At 47.1% G+C, this 18403-nt stretch carries 9 protein-coding genes; 7 read left to right on the top strand and 2 right to left on the bottom strand.

From position 1 onward, the window contains the following. Positions 1-5: 5 nt before the first annotated feature. The 3 genes from dxs to B9Z46_RS04600 are packed head-to-tail and all read left to right on the top strand — an operon-like array spanning position 6 to position 4128. Entirely contained in the window at positions 6-1883 is a 1878-nt protein-coding gene (gene dxs, locus B9Z46_RS04610) for a 1-deoxy-D-xylulose-5-phosphate synthase (protein ID WP_108254877.1), read from the top strand. Beyond that, positions 1884-3137, top strand: a complete 1254-nt coding sequence (gene hemA / locus B9Z46_RS04605) for a glutamyl-tRNA reductase (protein ID WP_055360036.1) — start codon at positions 1884-1886, stop codon at positions 3135-3137. A gap of 7 nt (positions 3138-3144) precedes the next feature. Next, the gene (locus B9Z46_RS04600) at positions 3145-4128 is read left to right on the top strand and encodes an NAD(P)H-binding protein (RefSeq protein ID WP_108254697.1); all 984 of its coding nucleotides are present in this window, start codon (positions 3145-3147) and stop codon (positions 4126-4128) included. 58 nt (positions 4129-4186) lie between these two features. On the opposite strand, the gene B9Z46_RS04595 is transcribed toward B9Z46_RS04600, so the two are convergent. Beyond that, positions 4187-6190 (bottom strand): sensor histidine kinase, encoded by a 2004-nt coding sequence (locus tag B9Z46_RS04595; RefSeq protein WP_108254696.1) that lies wholly within the window; start codon positions 6188-6190, stop codon positions 4187-4189. Between the two features lie 95 nt (positions 6191-6285). On the opposite strand from B9Z46_RS04595, the gene B9Z46_RS04590 reads away from it, so the two are divergent. Beyond that, a complete protein-coding gene (locus tag B9Z46_RS04590) occupies positions 6286-6957 on the top strand; it encodes a response regulator transcription factor (protein ID WP_108254695.1) in 672 nt (223 codons plus the stop codon). A gap of 87 nt (positions 6958-7044) precedes the next feature. Then, positions 7045-7524: an aspartyl/asparaginyl beta-hydroxylase domain-containing protein gene (locus B9Z46_RS04585; RefSeq protein WP_108254694.1), complete on the top strand. Its 480-nt coding sequence runs from the start codon at positions 7045-7047 to the stop codon at positions 7522-7524. A gap of 88 nt (positions 7525-7612) precedes the next feature. Here the strand turns inward: B9Z46_RS04585 and B9Z46_RS04580 are convergent, their stop codons facing one another. Beyond that, positions 7613-9508 (bottom strand): sensor histidine kinase, encoded by a 1896-nt coding sequence (locus tag B9Z46_RS04580; RefSeq protein WP_108254693.1) that lies wholly within the window; start codon positions 9506-9508, stop codon positions 7613-7615. Positions 9509-9608: 100 nt separating this feature from the next. Here B9Z46_RS04580 and B9Z46_RS04575 point away from each other — a divergent pair, with 100 nt between their 5' ends. Further along, positions 9609-10271 carry a response regulator transcription factor gene (locus B9Z46_RS04575; RefSeq protein WP_158268399.1) on the top strand — a complete coding sequence of 221 codons (663 nt, stop codon included), beginning with the start codon at positions 9609-9611 and terminating at the stop codon, positions 10269-10271. Between the two features lie 146 nt (positions 10272-10417). Continuing rightward, a complete protein-coding gene (locus tag B9Z46_RS04570) occupies positions 10418-18397 on the top strand; it encodes an Ig-like domain-containing protein (protein ID WP_108254691.1) in 7980 nt (2659 codons plus the stop codon). The last annotated feature ends 6 nt before the right edge of the window (positions 18398-18403 follow it).

Here is an 18403-nt window from a genome sequence, read left to right as displayed (position 1 = left end):
CCATCATGACCGCCTTGTTGGAATGGATTCAATCGCCAGCGCAGTTGCGAAAACTGTCGCGCGACAGTTTGCCTGGCTTGGCCAATGAATTGCGCGAGCGTTTGATTCAATCCGTTTCACAAACTGGCGGTCACTTCAGTTCCAACTTGGGCACTGTCGAGCTGACCATTGCCTTGCACTATGTCTTTAATACGCCAGAAGACCGTTTGATTTGGGATGTGGGCCATCAAACCTATCCCCACAAAATGCTCACTGGCAGGATGGACCAAATGGGGACGCTGCGCCAAAAGGGCGGTCTGAGTGGATTTCCAAGGCGTGAAGAAAGTGCGTACGACGCATTTGGCACTGCCCACTCGTCCACCAGCATTTCAGCGGCACTTGGCATGGCCATGGCCGCCAAACAAACAGGCAGCCAACGCAAAGCCGTAGCAATCATTGGCGATGGCGCACTGACGGCGGGCATGGCCTATGAAGCGATGAACAATGCGGGCGCTGCAGACTGTGACGTGTTGGTGATCTTGAACGACAACGACATGTCGATCAGTCCACCTGTGGGTGCGTTGAACCAGTACTTGGGCGAATTGATGTCGGGGCGCTTTTATGCGGAAGCCAAAAAAATTGGCGAAAAGTTTTTGAAAAATGCGCCGCCCTTGTTTGCACTGGCGCGTCAACTTGAACAACAAACACACAACTTCATCCAACCCGAAACCATTTTTGAAAAGTTGGGATTCACTTACACAGGCCCTATCGATGGTCACGACGTAAACGGCATGGTGGATGCCTTGCAAAAATTGTCGCAAGCCAAGGGCCCACAGTTCTTGCACGTGGTCACGCGCAAGGGCAAAGGCTATGCGAAGGCCGAAGCCGATCCCATCAACTATCACGGTCCTGGCAAGTTCGACCCCGCTGTGGGTCTCACACCTGCAACCAGCAGCAAATTGACCTTTACGCAAGTGTTTGGCCAATGGCTTTGCGACATGGCCGCCAAAGATCCCCGCTTGGTCGGTATCACCCCCGCCATGCGTGAAGGCTCTGGCATGGTGGCATTCAGCCAACGCTTTGCCAACCGTTATCACGATGTCGGCATTGCAGAGCAGCATGCTGTCACATTTGCAGCCGGCATGGCCTGTGAAGGTTTGAAGCCTGTGGTGGCCATTTATTCCACGTTTTTGCAACGTGCTTACGATCAATTGATTCACGATGTGGCGCTGCAAAATTTGCCAGTGGTTTTTGCACTGGACCGCGCAGGTTTGGTGGGCGCTGATGGGGCCACGCATGCCGGCATGTTCGACATCGCTTTCACCCGTTGTATTCCGAACATGAGTGTGGCTTGTCCTGCCGACGAAAACGAATGTCGCCAACTCCTCAGCACCGCTTATGCTCAAGACCATTCAGTCACAGTGCGATACCCTCGTGGCGCTGGTGTCGGTGCCGAAGTCTGCAAAGACTTAAGTTGCTTGCCCTTTGGCAAAGGTGAGATTCGAAGACAAGGCAAAGGCGTTGCCATCTTGTCCTTTGGCCCTTTGCTCTACGAAGCATTGAAAATGGCAGAACAGATCGATGCCACTGTGGTCAACATGCGTTGGGCCAAGCCTTTGGACCTGGAATTGCTGAATGAAGTTGCCCAGACCCACGAACGCTTGGTGACCCTTGAAGATGGCACACGCAAAGGCGGTGCTGGCGCCGCCGTATTGGAAGCTTTGCAAGATTTGGGTCTGGCCAAGCCCGTTCTGGTCATTGGCTTTGAAGATGAATTCACAGAACATGGAGATCCCGCTCTGTTGATGCAGCACTACGGCCTGACAGCGCCAGGCATTCATCAGCGCATCGAAACCTATTGGCCCGATGTTCAAGCAGCTCCCACGCTCAGAAGGGTTGTTTAAATGGCAGTTTGGACGCTTGGCCTGAACCACCGCACCGCGCCGATTGATTTGCGGGAGCGGTTTGCTTTTGCGTCTGAGCAGTTAGAGAACTCGTTGATTGGTTTGCGACAAAGTTTTGACAGCCACAAAGAAGTGGCCATCTTGTCCACTTGCAATCGAACAGAAATTTACTGTGCAGGTGACGCGGTGCAACTTCCGCAAACACTTTCTTGGTTGGCCGAGAAGGGGCAAACCAACATCGAGGTGTTGCAATCGCACATTTACCGCTTAGAGGGCGATGCCTCTGCGCGCCATGCCTTTAGAGTGGCCAGCGGGCTCGACTCCATGGTGTTGGGGGAGTCGCAAATTTTGGGGCAATTGAAGGACGCTGTGAAGTTGGCGGCGGACACGGGTGCATTGGGCACCACCTTGAACCAATTGTTTCAGCGCTCGTTTGCAGTGGCCAAAGAGGTGAGAACATCCACTGAGATTGGCGTTCACTCGATCAGCATGGCAGCAGCCTCTGTGCGTTTGGCCAGCCGCATTTTTGAGAACATCAAAGACACCCATGTGCTGTTTGTGGGTGCGGGTGAAATGATTGAATTGTGTGTGGCGCACTTTGCCGTCAAGTCGCCACGTTCCATCACCATTGCCAATCGTTCGGCAGACAGAGCCCAGGCCTTGGCCTCTGCGCATGGTGGTAAGTCCATTGCACTGGTCGATTTACCCAAACACTTGCATGAGTTTGACATCATCATCAGTTGCACGGCCAGTTCCTTGCCCTTGATTGGATTGGGCGCTGTGAAAAGCGCACTGCGGGCACGCAAGAATCGCCCCATTTTCATGGTGGACCTTGCGGTGCCGCGCGACATCGAGCCTGAGGTGAAAGACTTGAACGATGTCTATCTGTACACGGTAGACGATCTCAAAGAAGTGATCAACAGCGGTCAATCGCAGCGCCAAGCGGCAGTGGTCGATGCAGAAATCATCATCGACGCGGGTGTTCAAAAGTTCATGGCGTGGCTTGATCAAAGAGCACATGTTCCCCTCATTCAAGAGCTCAATTCGCAAGCCGACCATTGGCGTCAGGCTGAATTGATTCGCGCGCGCAAGTTGATCGAAAAAGGACAGCCCCTTGAGGAGGTCTTGGAATCTTTTTCGATCGGACTGATGAAAAAAATGCTGAATGGTCCTTTGCGAGAACTTCACCATGCAGAAGTAGAGCAAAGAGACAAAGCGCGGGAAGCTGTGCGAAAAATGTTCCTCAACGCCTAACAGACCCATGCGTGTTCTTTTGTTGGGTGCATCGGGCACCATCGGTCTTGCAACAGCCCGAGCATTGATGCAACAAGGCCATCAACTGGTTTGTTTTTTGCGAAAGCCTCTAGCGTCTACGGCAAGAGCAGACAAGCCCGGCTTCCTCACTGAATTACGGGGTGCTGAACTTCGATATGGTGACCCCTGCAGTTTAGAGTCCCTTCAGCAAGATGCTTTTTGCAATGAACCATTTGATGCCGTGGTTTCTTGCCTAGCGTCGCGTACGGGAACGCCTCAGGATGCTTGGGCTGTGGATTATCAGGCCCACCTGTTTGCACTGGAAGCTGCCAAAGCGGTGGGTGTGCGTCAATTTGTGCTGCTGTCGGCCATCTGCGTCCAGAAGCCTTTGTTGGCATTTCAAAAAGCCAAGTTGGCCTTTGAGTCCGCCTTGATTGAATCAGGTATGAAGTATTCAATTGTGCGGCCCACCGCGTTTTTCAAATCGCTTGCGGGTCAGCTAGCGCGCGTCCAAAAAGGCAAACCCTTTCTCATCTTTGGCGATGGCAGACTCACGGCTTGTAAGCCGATCAGCGATGATGATTTGGGTGATTTCATCGCAGGGTGTTTGACAGATTCGAACAAGCACAATCAAATTCTGCCGATTGGCGGACCCGGTCCGGCCATTACACCGCGCGATCAAGGTGAGTTTTTATTCCGGCAACTTGGCAAGCCCGTCCAATTTAAAAGTGTGCCTGTCGGCCTGCTTGATTTCATCATTGGTGTGTTGGATGTGCTTGGCAAAATTTCATCCAAAGCGGCTGACAAAGCTGAGTTGGCACGCATCGGGCGCTACTACGCTACGGAGTCGATGTTGGTTTGGAATGCAGATTTGAATCGATATGACGCAGAGGCGACGCCATCGCATGGGCAACAAACTTTATTCGATGCATATGCGACTTGGCTAGAGGGAAAAGCTGCACCTGAGCGACGAGAGCACGCTGTCTTTTAGTGCAACTTTTGAGTGTGATGCGCATGGGGAAAATTAATTGAAAATTAATATCTACAAGTTAAAGCTGGATATTTGCACCTGATGCATTTACAACCAAGGGCAAACGGACAATAAATTCGCATCCTCTTGAAGCGATGTTTCTAGCTGTCATGTTGCCATGGTGCTTAGAAACAATTGCCTCGATGAGGTACAGGCCAAGCCCAGAGCCTGAGGTACCAGTTGCGTTGGCGCCTCTATAAAACTTCTTGAAAATGTGAGGAATGTCCTCTTCAGGTATCCCACTACCTTCGTTAAATACAACAATTTCAAACCATGACTCCAGCGTTTGGCATGTGACAACTGGCGCGCAGTTTGGTGAATATCGAACGGCATTGGTTAATAAATTGAAAATCACCATTTTGATCATCCTGACATCGATCATGGCTTTGGCGATGCCTGGGTTGGGATGAAAAATTGGCGCTGGTACAAAGTCATTGAAATATTGCAGTGCTTCTTTGACGATGAGATTCAAATCACAACTTTCAAGCTGCAAAGATGCTGCTGCATCTAGAATTTCTTCATGGTGCAAATAATCCATGACCAATTGACTGAGCCGTTGATTTGCCCTTGAAATTTTTGAAATTCGATTTCGTATTTCTGGACTCAGGGTTTTTTCCGTCATTAAATTTTCTGTGCTTGCGGAAATGATTGACAAGGGGTTTCGCAATTCATGTGAAATCATTGCAATAAAATTGTTTTGATCTTTTCGTAATTCTCTTTCTGATTGCAGTTTTAATTCAGCAATCGATTTTTCTCTTTGTGTTTTGACATATCCCCAAAATACAGCTGCTGTCATGACCAACATGTGAATCAAAGTGCCAAATTGATAACTGTATTCAGTTGCAAAATTTGATTCCACGATACCAAGATTTTTTAATACGCGAAGACATGCTCCGACATAAAAGAAACTGAAGGCAAACAAGAACACACGTGCATTCCGATTCGTTTTGAAGCTGTAAACGAATGCTGTTAGATAAGCAATTGTGAATCCAATAATGCCAACTGTCTGTATCAGTGGCATTGCAATTTCAAATCGATTGAAAATTAAGAGTCCGATTGCAATCAGTGAAATCGATGCGGAAATAAAAGTTGCAAAATAAGCATAGTTTGGCCATCGCTCCTTGGGGTGCAAGTAAGAGAAGCTGAAAAGCAAAGCCAGAGGTGGGGTCAAGCTTACCCAAAAGCCTAGGCTAAAAAAGAATGTATTTGAGGGGATGTTGGGTTGAAATTGAAGGGGCCAAGCACCAGCGTAAAGGCTTGCCATTGAAAATGCGGTAATGTAACCAGCGTAGGATAGATAAATTAATCTTCTTGTCCAGATTGAGAAAATGACACTGAAGAAGATAATGATCGCGCATATGCCATATGCGCTTCCCCATGCAAATCGATTAATGGTTGTAGCGGTTACAAACTCACCCGGTTCCCATAAAAAAAGTTCAGTAGAGATAGCGCTTCTTGATTGAATGCGCAGGTAAAAAGTAGAGGTCTGATCGTCTTCTAGTTTGATTTCAAATATAGATTTTTTGTACTCAAACTTCTCAGCGATGGCAGATCTGTTGAGAAGCGCACTTATTGGCTCTAAGTTTCCTTGTTGGTTTTTCTTGTATAAGAGAGAATTGAACAGCAAGGGTTGACTGACGTCTAGCCACCAAATAGAACGTGCAGCAGTCGTCGTTTTGGAGATAGAAAACCGAACCCATACTGCATCGTTTGTAAATCCTTCGGCTAAGTTTCCTGGAACGGATCTGAAGGAAGCACTGTCCAGTTCGACGATGTCTTGACTTGTTTGGAGACCGGATTTGTCACGGTAGACTGACAGCTGTCCTTTTAAATTAATTTTTGACGCTTCATTTCCATCGAGTGTGAGCGATTGTGCGTAAGTGCTTAAACTGAACGCACAGTTGAATGACAGAAATAAAAATATGGTGAAGAGTGATTTTTTTAGCACGTTTGCAATATGGAACGAATGGACAATCTGGTGAAATGTTTTGCGACGTTCCTCCAAGGCATTTCGGTACAGCATGGCTTACCCTCTTCTTTGTTTGACTTGTTGATCCATTATCACAAATTATCAGAAGTTGTCAGAAATTCGCGAGCACCTACCTCTAATATCTCAAAATGATTAGAGTTCTTGTCCTTGACGACGAGCGTGAACTGCGAGAAGAGGTCGCAGCGTATCTGCTCGGCTTGGGGTATGCGGTCACTGAAGTTGGGTCCATCAAGCAATTTCACCAATACTTTGGACCCGATAAGTTCGATGTGCTTCTGATCGATCGAATATTGCCTGACGGTGATGGTTTAGACCTTGTGAGTGAATTGCGAGCAGCAAGTGTGCGCTGTGGAATTGTGATGTTCACAGCCAAGGATGGTACAAAAGATCGAATCGAGGGGTTCAAAACGGGGGCTGATCACTACGTGTCAAAACCTGTGCGACTTGATGAGCTAGGTGCACTGATCAAAGTCCTTGCATGGAGACTTTCGCCGATGGTGGAGTGGCGGCTTGATAAAAATCACTGGACACTCATAGAGCCGGGTGGCAGCAGTATTCATTTGACGACTCAAGAATTTGATTTTTTAAGCATCCTTGCCAAAAATCGTAACAAGGCTGTTTCTCGCGCTTCGATTCTGAACCAGTTGGGAAAAAACCCTGAAAAAGCAGACCCTCGTAATTTAGACGCGCTTGTGCTGCGGTTGCGAAAAAAAATAGAAGAAGCCACTTCGCATCCTTTGCCAATCAAAACAGTTCATGGTGTGGGTTATATGGTTTCGCAGGTGGCAGAGGGTGATTAATTTCAATGTCGTTGCATGATCATAAGTTTTATGCCACTGCAAATGAATTGCTTTCAATTCGAATATTGAAAATTTGATAAAGGTAGCATGCGCATTTTTGAGTCCAGCAAGCGCTTCAAATTTCTCAGAAGTCTTGAAGAAAATTGGAAATTGATACTTGACGAGTATTTGAGTGTTGCGCAGCAATCTCAGATATGGCAAGAGCAAAACCTGCACAATGGTCTGTGGGAAACGGTAGGTCTTTACCAATTTGGTAAGTGGTTGCCACAGAGTGAATCATGCCCCATTACTACACACTTCCTTCAACAAGTTCCAGATTTATTCTTGGCTGGGTTTTCAGTTTTAAATCCCAACTGTAAGATTTATCCGCATGTAGGCTACAGCAACGAAGTATTGCGATCTCATCTCGGTCTTATTTGCCCAGAGTCAGCGTGGATTGAGGTTGCTGGCGAACGATATATTTGGAAGCCAGGTGAGGTCGTGATTTTTGATGATAATCACACACACAGTGCTGCCAATGAATCAAATTCGCAGCGTGTTGTATTGATCGTAGATTTTTTTAAATGATATAAAACTTTAAATTTTTGATGCTTGTCCATCGTCCTCAGTGCAACTCTAAGCATTGCATGGTTCTATTTAGCTTGTTCACCAAAAATTAAAGCGGGAGGTCCAGAGCGAATACGCATCCACTTGGCAAATTGTCTCTAACTGAAACCCGACCTTGGTGACTCATGGCGATTGATTGAACGATGTAAAGACCTAAACCAGAGCCTTCTATTGCATGACTCCCTGACCCACGGTAATGACGCTCAAAGATGTGCTCTAGTTCTTCGTTTTTGATACCTTGTCCAGTGTCAGCTATTTCAATTCTTAGACAGCCGTCATTAACCATCGTACTCAAGTGAATGGGTTCGCTTGACATGCTGTGTTTGCACGCATTTTCAAGTAAATTAAGAATTGCAATTCGAATTAAATCAATATCGCAGATGACATCTGGGGTAACAGCAAGGTTTTGAATAATTTGCCGCCGATTTTCTTCATTCAAATCCTCCACAGCAAGGCGACAGATGCTTGCAATGTTGTGTTTACTTAAATTGGGTGTGTGTGTGTTGAGGATTGTTCGTTCTGTATTGAGATAATTGTGAATCAAATCTTGCATGCGCTCGCTGGCGCGCTCAATCCTTTGCAGTCTAGTAAGCGTTTCGTTGTCACTCGCATGTTTGACCATCAGGTTGCCTAGAGCAGCTTTCACCACAGACAGCGGTGTGCGAAACTCGTGTGAAACCATGTCTACAAACTTGCCTTGACTGGTTCGAATTTGAGATTCGTATTGCAGTTGTAACTGCACTTGCTTCTTCTCTTTGACCACGTTGTTGTATCGCGCAAAAATGGTAGTGCTCATAATGAGCATGTGAGCAAACGCACCTAATTGGTAACTGTTGTCACTCCAAAAGTTGGACTCAAAAATTCCAAAATTTCTCATGTATCGCCATATGACGCCGATGTAAAACAAACTAAATGCGAGCAGAAAAATCCGCGAAATTCGATCTCCTTTGATCGCATCTACAATGGCCAATAGCATGAAGCACAATATTAAAAACAAAGAAGTGACTTGCACATATGGAATTACACTTGCATATTGATTTCGAATTGCGCCAATAAGACCGATAGTCGTAAAGACGAAAGCTATCGTCAGCATCATTTTTTTTGTGATTGGATGGCGATGTTTCATTTGGAGAAACTCTGCCGACATCAGTGTGCCTGTTGTCAAAGAAAGCGATACCCAGATGCCTAAATACTTAATATGATCATTGCTTGTCATCCCTTCGAAATATTGAAGAGGCCAACCGCTTGTGAATAACGCGGCAAGAAAGTTGATGAAAATATAAGACGTGTAGTAGAGATGCAGCCGTTCGCGAGTCCTTAAACTGAACGCAAAATAAAAAATGACGATCAGTAAATAAGTTCCAAATACAATGCCCCATACAAAATCATTTCTGGCATGCTTTGCCATCAATTGATTGGCCTTGTACAAATTCAGAGATGTCTGTAAAGCGGTGGGCGTTGAGATTCGAATCCAGTAAGCACTGTCAATTTGATCTTTGAGTACAAATGTTGGATAACGGTAATTCAGTTCTCTTTTTTGCGCATCCGACAATGTTGAGCCAAATCTTTCAATGATGTTTCCCTTGGAAGTTAGGGAATAAAGACGGACATCTGCAAGAAGTGGTTGATTCAGTTCCAGAAACCATTCTCCCGCTTCGTCACTGTGTCTCTGTGGCAGTTGAAAATGAATCCATATGGCCGCGGTAGTAAAGCCTTCAGCAATGCTGCTTGTCAGATCTGTCCATTGATTTGCTGGTAAACGTCGAATTTGTTGAAAGTCTAGCCTGCTTGACTCATCACGGTATACCTTTGCCTGATGAGATTGGCCCAAGGTACCTTGTAAAGATATTGCCTGGGATGATGGCGCGTCTTTTTCATGGCCCATTCCAATGGAATGCCAGCCGAATAATGCGAATGCCAACACGAAACCTGTGATTGATCGCATGTTTCAGATTGTGAAAATAGTATTTATCATTGAAGTTGTCATTAATTGTCAGAATTTAAACTGAGCTTAAGTGCATTATCACTTTGATATGGCCAGAATCATGTTGCTTGACGATGAAGACGATTTGCGTGAAGAAGTTGCCTCATTTTTAAAAATTTCAGGTGCTTATGAGGTCGTCCAAGTAGCCACAATTCGGCAGTTTTATCAGTATTTCAAGTCAAGCAGTTATGACATGGTGATACTGGATGCGGCTTTGCCAGATGGTGATGGGTTTGACGTAGCACGTGAAGTTCTAAATCATCACCCAAATTGTGGTGTTGTGATGTTCACGGCAAAAGACAGCACACGTGATCGTATCAATGGCTACGGCATGGGGGTGGACCACTACGTCACCAAGCCTATAAGAATGGATGAACTGCTTGCCATCCTTCAATCATTGGAGCGCAGAATTTGCCAAACCAAGGTTTGGCAATTGAATAAAGCGGAATGGGCGCTTCGATCACCTAGTGGCGTACTTATTCCGGTGAGTGCTTTGGAATACAAGTTTTTGACAATCTTGAATGTCAAATCAGGGGCCAGTGTTTCAAGGCGTCATATCATCGAGCAACTGGGCAAAGACAGTGTGAGTTATGACGACCGCAATCTGGATGCATTGGTATTGAGATTGCGTCGAAAAGTCAGAACACAGACCATTGAAGACTTTCCTCTTAAAACCATTCATGGCAGTGGTTACACATTGACCATGGCACTCATCGAATTGTGATGAATTCTGATTGTTAAAGAGGGAAGCCATTGGCTTGAGCACTTTTAACAAAGAAGTTGATGGCCGTCATAAGTCGTCATTTTTAAAGCCTAGTAAGTTTTGACAATCCATACGCGTACTTTGATCTTTTATAGCGAGCAAACCCCATGATCATCAAATCCAACGAACTCCAAACTTACACGCCTTTTTTCAATGCGCAACAAGGTGTAAAACAGGATGCAGCGGTTGAACTCATCGTCGCAGATGGCATGTCCGCTGAGATTCTGCAGTTGGTGGAAAGCTCAAATCAACCAGCATTGAGTTTGGATGGCTCAATTGATCCTTTACAAGCCATCAGCATGGCTCTTGCGGGAGACACCGTTGATGTGCTGCACATTGTTGCTCACGGTCAGAAGGATGGATTTGAAATTGGTGGTGTTTGGGTTGATGCGGAATTCTTAACCCAACGTGCGATCCTTTTATTCAACTGGAAGGTCAAACAAATTGCGCTGTGGAGTTGTGCTGTTGGCGCCAATTCAAAATTAGTCAAGACGTTGGCATCTTTGACAGGTGCTGAGGTTTTTGCAAGCGACATGGCTTTGGGACGTGTCGATGGGCAAAGCCAATGGTCGTTGGGAGAAATGGCACCTAAGGCCCCGTTTTCTGAGTTTGCCCTTCACTCATGGAACTACCAATTGGCATCCTTTACCTTCAGTAAAGTCTACCAAGTTACCAATACCGCTGATAAAGAATCTAACAACCATACATTTGTAAGTGCATCACCCGTTGCAACCAGCGGTATTGTTTCTGATGGCGTCAGTAGTCGACTTTTCAGCGGCAATGATGTTTCTTCTTCATTGACCATTGGTGCATCAACAATTTATGGTTGGATCAGCCGCCCCATTAAACAAGGTGGCGTAATTGTCGGTTTTTACATGTGGACCGATGCAAACTTCACGACGCTGTCGCTCGCACAAGCCGATGGTAATGCTGATGGGGATAGTTCAACTGCAGACAATACTGGCTACATCTTAGTAGTTCCAGGTAAGGAAAGTTACTTTACAACGGGTGCCATCGGATCATCTTCTGATCGCGTTGACTCTGCCCTTAATTCATTGGTTCCCGTAAATGCTGCGCCAGTTGCCAATAACGATACAGCAACAATTACCGAGGATGTGGCGGGCTCTGGCAGTGTCATGACCAATGACACTGACCCGAACGGCGATTCACTGGTTGTCACACAATTTAAATACACCTTGAGCGGTGTGACAACAACAGTGCCTGTCACAAGCACCCCTGGCAGTGCCACCATCACGGGCGTAGGTACCTTCACCTTAACTTCAGCTGGTGCTTGGACGTTCACGCCAGTGGCCAACTACAACGGCCCAGTTCCAGTTATCACATACACAGTTGCTGATCCCTCAGGTTTAACTTCTACGGCAAACCTGACGCTGGCCATGTCGCCTGCCAATGATCCACCTACAGTCAGTGTTATTTCGGGTGCGCCTGCCGGATCTGTTGACTGGGTTACGACGCCTCAAAATACCCCCATCGTTTTGGGTTTGAATGATTTTGGTCAGTTCAGTGACATCGATGGCGACAGCTTGGCCAAAATTCAAATTACGACTCTGGCCACCAATGGTTTGCTGCAGTACTACAACGGCAGCAGCTGGGTTTCTGTGACCGCATCGCAAGAAGTAACGGCGGCAGACATCGTTGCTGGCAAGCTTCGTTTTGCGCCAGACACCAATGAGAACGGTTCACCTTACGCGACGCTCACATTCAAAGTCAGTGACGGAACAGCATGGAGTGCTTCTGCCTACACAGTGACTTACAACGTAACTGTTGTCAATCAAGCACCTGTTGCTAACAATGACAACACCAACAGTGCTGCATTCTCTGTGGAGTCCGGTTGCCATGTGACGGGCACTGATCAATCTGGTGCCACATTGACCAACGCAGGTGCCAACCAATCTGGCAATGTCTTAACAAACGATACCGATGATGCAAGCACGTCTCTGTTGCGAGTAACACAAGCTAGCAGTGCGGCAGCCAATGATGTTAAAACTGTTGCAAGTGGCAGCACATCGACCTCAAGTTATTCAACGGTCAATGGACTGTACGGAACTTTGCGTGTGGGAGCCGATGGCTCATACGTCTACTTGCCTGATAACACCAATACCAAAGTCCAGGCTTTGCGAGTTAGCGATGTATTGACTGAGAGTTTTTCTTATACAGTTTCCGATGGCGCTGGTGGTACAGCCACCGCAAATTTGACCGCTGTCATTAAGGGCTCAAATGATGCGCCAGATGCCATCAATGATTACGACACGGTTCAAGAGGGGGCACTGTCAGGCAGCAGTTATGGGACTGCGACCGGTAATGTCATTTCAAATGACACGGATCCCGATACTTCGCCAACTTTGACGATTGCATCTTCAAACGCTGCTGCGACCGGTTCTTCAGCGGGAACGGCATCTTATTCATTGACTGCTTCAAGTTCAATTGGTGTTGGTGATTATGTGTTTTGGGATTCAGATGCCACTGCATCTGGTGGAAGTCTTGGCACAACCATTATTGCTTTGACCGTTGGACAAGTACCTGTGACAGTTGCATCGAAGGATGGCGCTGGAAACGTTACTCTAAATTTTCCCAACGCGCTGCTCATCAATGATCAAGGTATAGCTTTTAGTTCAACAGGTGCTAACAATTACGTTGGTTTTGGGCCTAATGCTAATGCTTCAGGCAATTACAAAGTTTCTACATTGCAAGGGACGAATTCGCCAAGTTCAACTACCGTCAATGTATCTTCTGTAACTGGAGCTATCAGTGCTGGTATGACTGTTACTGATGGCACAACGACCCAAACAGTTACAGGCATTACAACTGACTCAAGTGGAAATATTACTTCTGTAACACTTAATTCTGCTGTCGCATGGACTGCTGCTAGCTTGTCTTTCTCGGCCGCAGCGGGAACAACATTAACAGGCAAATATGGAACATTGGTCTTTTCTGCCAATGGAAATTACACCTATACATTGACCAGTAATGCGTTGAATGACAACGAGTCATTTGTAGAGTCATTTGCTTACACACTCTCTGATGGTACTTGCACCGACTCGGCAGTTCTCTACATCACTGCAAATGGAACAACGGCAGCTGTTTTGACAGATGATTCGGCCGTTGTTACAGAAGATTCTGGAACTTACGTTTCAGGTGCCACCAATGTGCTGAGCAATGACCTGGTTAATTCAGCAGTGCCCACAACCCTAACCAGCTACAAGTGGGGAGGGCAATCAGCCAATGCTGGAAGTTCAATTACGATAGCTGGCGTAGGGGTATTAACCATCGCTTCAAATGGCACCTATACTTTCGACCCAGTTGACAACTACACAGGTCCTGTACCGGTTGCAACTTACACATTGTCCTCCGGTGCATCTGCTTCATTTCAGTTAAGTATTCAAGCAACTAATGATTTACCAACAGTAACACCATCCACCGATGCACCAAGTGGCAGTGTCGATCTGATTACAACGCCAGAGGACACGCCCTATGTGCTGGCTACTTCAGATTTCGGAAACTTCAATGACTTAGATGGTGATGCCTTGTCGAAGGTGCAAATCACCACGCTGCCACTTTTAGGCACGCTTCAATATGACTCAGGATCGGGTTGGGTTACTGTCACTCTCAATCAAGAAGTTACTGTAAGTGATATCAATGCTGGAAAGTTGCGTTATGTGCCCGTTACCGATCAGTTTGGTACGGCCTACACCACTTTTGGATTCCAAGTTTCCGACGGTACTGGCTACAGCGCATCTGCTTACACAGTGACTGTGAATGTGACCCCCGTCAATGATCCGCCTGTTAATACAGTTCCTGGTACACAAGTTCTCAACTCATCGCCAACAACTGCTTATTCAACTGGTTTTGCTTTCACTGGTGGCGCTTTATTAAGTGTGGCCGATATTGAGAACAGTTTGACCAGCGTTACGCTGTCAGTTTCTTATGGAACTTTGCAAGCAACAGTTGGTGCTGGCGTAACTTTAAGTGGATCTGGTACTTCCACCTTGACATTGACTGGATCTAACGTTGCACAAGTCAATGCAGTTTTGGCAAGTTTGCAATACACGGCCAACACCTTGTTCAGTGGCACAGACAGATTGGTCATCAAAACTCTGGATTCTGGTGGTTTGTCTGATGTGGATGAGGTGACGCTTACTGTCAACGCCGATAACCGTCCTTTGACAGTGACTGGGTCTTCAGTCAATGAAGCTTCGCCCTATTTGATGTTCACAGTGGCGGGTGTGGCAGGTCAGTATGTCAAATTGGCTGTTGCAAATGGCACAGCCACTCTTGGCGTAGATGCCTTGAAGAACCTAGAGTACTACGACGGGTCGGCTTGGCAAACTTACACAGCGGGAAGTTACATTGCTTTGCCGCAAACCACAACGTCTGTTCGGCTGCCCGTTTTGCAAGACAAAATAAATGAAGGCTCCGAAACTTTAACCTTAACAGCCTACAACCAAGCAAGCACAGGTCATGATGGAACCGGAACCATCAAAGATGATGGAACTGGTGATATTTTTACATCTGGAGATTTAACACCTTCAACAACTTATACAGATCCGCTGGACGATGACCGTCCATTGACAGTGACAGATCCCAACGACGTCAATCTGAATGGCATCGTTGTCAATGAAAACTCACTGTACGGTGTGTTGAAAGTTGGCGGACAAACTGGCCAAAAAGTTCAGTTAAGCTTGGTCAATGGTACGGCTGTCAATGCTGACCATGGATTGATAGACGGTACTGCTTCCGTTCAAGTCTACAACGGGTCTGGTTGGGTAAATTACACGGCAGGTCAGTGGGTCACAATGACTGGTTCTTCATTGCTGGTCCGTATTGCCATTGTGGACGACAGCAATTATGAAGGTCCCGAAACGTTTGGCTTGCTTGCTACCAATACTGGTGGCCTAACAACAAGCGGCACCGTCGTCATCATGGACGATGGCACGGGCAATAACTATCCAGATAACACAACGGGTGCTGTTGACAACAACGTCACACTGGACAACGACTTGTCCATTACGGTGACGGGTTACGGACCCGTTAATGAGGCGTCAACATACGCCATGTTCACGGTTCAGGCAAGTCAAGGTGTGCCTGTCTTGTTGTCTTTGGCTGGTTCTGGCACGACTCAGGCTACTGTTAGTGGATTCACACTTCAATATTCTTTCAACGGAACGACTTGGACCGATTACAACGCTGGTTCGCCACCTTTGGTGCCTGGAACAGTAGGCGCTGGCAATGGAACATTCTATGTCCGAGCCAACATCACGTCTGAGTCGGATTCGGTTCTTGAAACTTCAGAAACCTTCAGTCTTACTAGTGAGATTTCTGCAGGTGCAACCCCAGGAGTTTCAGCTTCTGCGCAAGTAGCCATCGTGGACGTAGGCAATGGCACGCGATACACCGGCAATGTGACCAGTGGCACGCCTGTTGAATTAACAACAGGCGTCAACGACAACGACAGCAACATTGGTGTTTCTAACCCAACGGTCAATGAAGCTTCACCATATGCCGTGTTTGTGGTAACTGCAACAGCAGGCAGCACGCTAGGCCTGGCAATTTATGAAGATACAGGCGTTGGTCATGCCAATATCAATGAATTGCTTCCTATCCAATACTGGGATGCAACTGCAAATCAGTGGACAAACTTTTCATCTTCCGTCACGACTGCAAGTGGTACCCTCTTGGTCCGCGTGGACATTGGCGCTGAACAAGATTCACCTGCTGTAGACGAACCAGACGAAACGTTTGAATTGCGTGTCACATTGGGCGGCGTGATGGCTGTTGGAACAGCGACCATTGTGGACGATGGCAATGGCACCATCTATCCCAACGTGGCGCCAACCAACTCAACCACACCAGCAACCATTACAACGCCCTCAAGTCTAGATGATGATCGGCCATTGCAGATCAATAACATTCGTGTCAATGAGGCTTCGGACAAAGCTGTCTTTGCCGTCAGTGGTGCTGTTGGTCAACTTGTCAAACTTAGTTTGACTAATGGAACTGCAATAGGTGGTTCCACTGCACCATCTGACGGATCAGTGGATTACGGTAATTCGGTTGAGTATTGGAGCGGTTCGGCTTGGCAGCCTTACACCACCAATAGTTTTGTCAGCATTCCTGTTGGTGGCGTTTTAAATGTTCGCATGGGCATTGTGAATGACACGGTTTTGGAGGGTGATCAAACCTTCACTTTAACTGCTGGCAATACATCCAATGCCACTGTGACTGGTACAGCCACAGTGGATGACACGGGTGGTGGTGTAATCTTCACATTCGATCCCACAACTCAAGCACCGACTGGAACGTCAAACACTGGGTTGAACGACGACACGCCGCCCGCTCCGCCCGCACCACCAGCACCACCAGCACCACCAGCACCACCAGCACCACCAGCACCCCCTCCATTCACAGCCAATTTGGATCCGGTCAAAGACACGGGTGAGTTGGACAATGTGACGCGTATTACAGAGCCTGAGTTCACTCTCAAGGGCGGAACTTATCTGCAACCTGGACGTGTTGCTCGATTGGTTGACCCAACAGGCGAAGTCATTGGTTCAGCGCCCGTTAGTTCGAACGATGCTCAGACCGGAAAAATCAATGTGCCAACTGGGCAACTTGATGACGGCACTTACACATATCAGGCGCAAGTTCTGGACAATCTTGGTCAGGTGGTGGTTTCTGCTCCGGTCACAGTCACCATCGTCACCGATCGGGATGGTGTTATGCCCTCAGTTGAGCTGGCAGCCAACGGCGGCGACTACAACCGCGACGGTGTTAAAGATTGGGAACAAAATAACGTTGCGCAATTGCCAGTAATCTCTTTAGAGGCCTTTACGCTGGGCAAGTCTGCGCCCGCTGCGAGCTTCGGTGCCATCATGGCGGGTCAACCGGATGCAACTAAACCCTCTGGTGTGAAACTGGACGATAACGCGCAGTTGATTGGTATCAGTTTGCAACCTGTTCCAGCCGTGGCATTGCCCAAAGGAAATGCTGCGGTCTCTGCAATGTACAACTTCAGCGTGACTTCAGTCACTGGAAGTCAACTTGCTGACGTCAACATCAGACCGGGCCTGCAGACTCAAACGGTGATTGACATTCCGCAGGGAATCAAAGCGAATTCATATTTGAAATTCAACGCGCAAACTCAAACGTGGACAGACTTTACAAATCCTGCTGCGATGTATGGTTTGGTTGATGGTGCGACTTTGCTCGATACCAACAATGATGGAAAAATTGACCGAATTGTTTTGACCCTCACAGACGGAGGACCTGGTGACGAAGATGGCATTGTCAATGGCATCATTGTTGATCCGGGTGTGCTGGCTGTGAAGGGCCCTGTCATCACAGGTCCATCAGGAGGTCCAGGCTCTGCATCAAGCGAAAAATCAATTCCTGAGCAAACTTTGCCGGTCTCTCAATTCAAGGCTGACGAGCCAGTGACATGGAAAATTGTCAACGGTACAGACAAAGAAATATTCACCATTTCTTCCGATGGCCAGTTGCAATTCAAAGCCAAGCCTGACTTTGAATTGCCAAAAGATGTGGACCATAACAACAGCTATCTGCTACAGATAGAGGCCACCAATTCCTTAGGGGGTAGCACTGTTCAAGATGTGACGGTTTATGTGACAGATGTGGGTATACCTGTTTACTTTGCGGCTGGCCCAGTCAACGGTGACAGAACATTGTCATTAAAGCCTGCAACTCCAACTCAAAACAATCAAATTCAGTTTTACGCCCTAGATAACAACTCGACGGGGACGATTCCACTGAAGGCTTGGCTCAATGTTCTTACGGGCGATTGGTTTTATGGCAAAGCAGATGCACCACCTCCATACGCTTGCTATGTTGAACATCCTGAAATTGTGCTGGGACGAGTTCTGCCTGCGGGACAAGGCGCATTTGATGTTCACACCTACCTGAATGCATCGGGCGTGACGCAAGTCATGGGTGTGGCTGCAGCCGAAAAACTGAACCTATTGTCACAAGGTTATGTTGACTTGGGCAGTGCTTATGTCTTTGGGTCAGCTGATGATTTACCTGCTGTGAGTATTGTCGGAACCCTTGTTTAAAGATTT

Source organism: Limnohabitans sp. Hippo4, assembly GCF_003063605.1.
Taxonomy (GTDB): domain Bacteria; phylum Pseudomonadota; class Gammaproteobacteria; order Burkholderiales; family Burkholderiaceae_C; genus Limnohabitans_A.
This window is presented reverse-complemented; position numbering and strand designations above follow the sequence as displayed.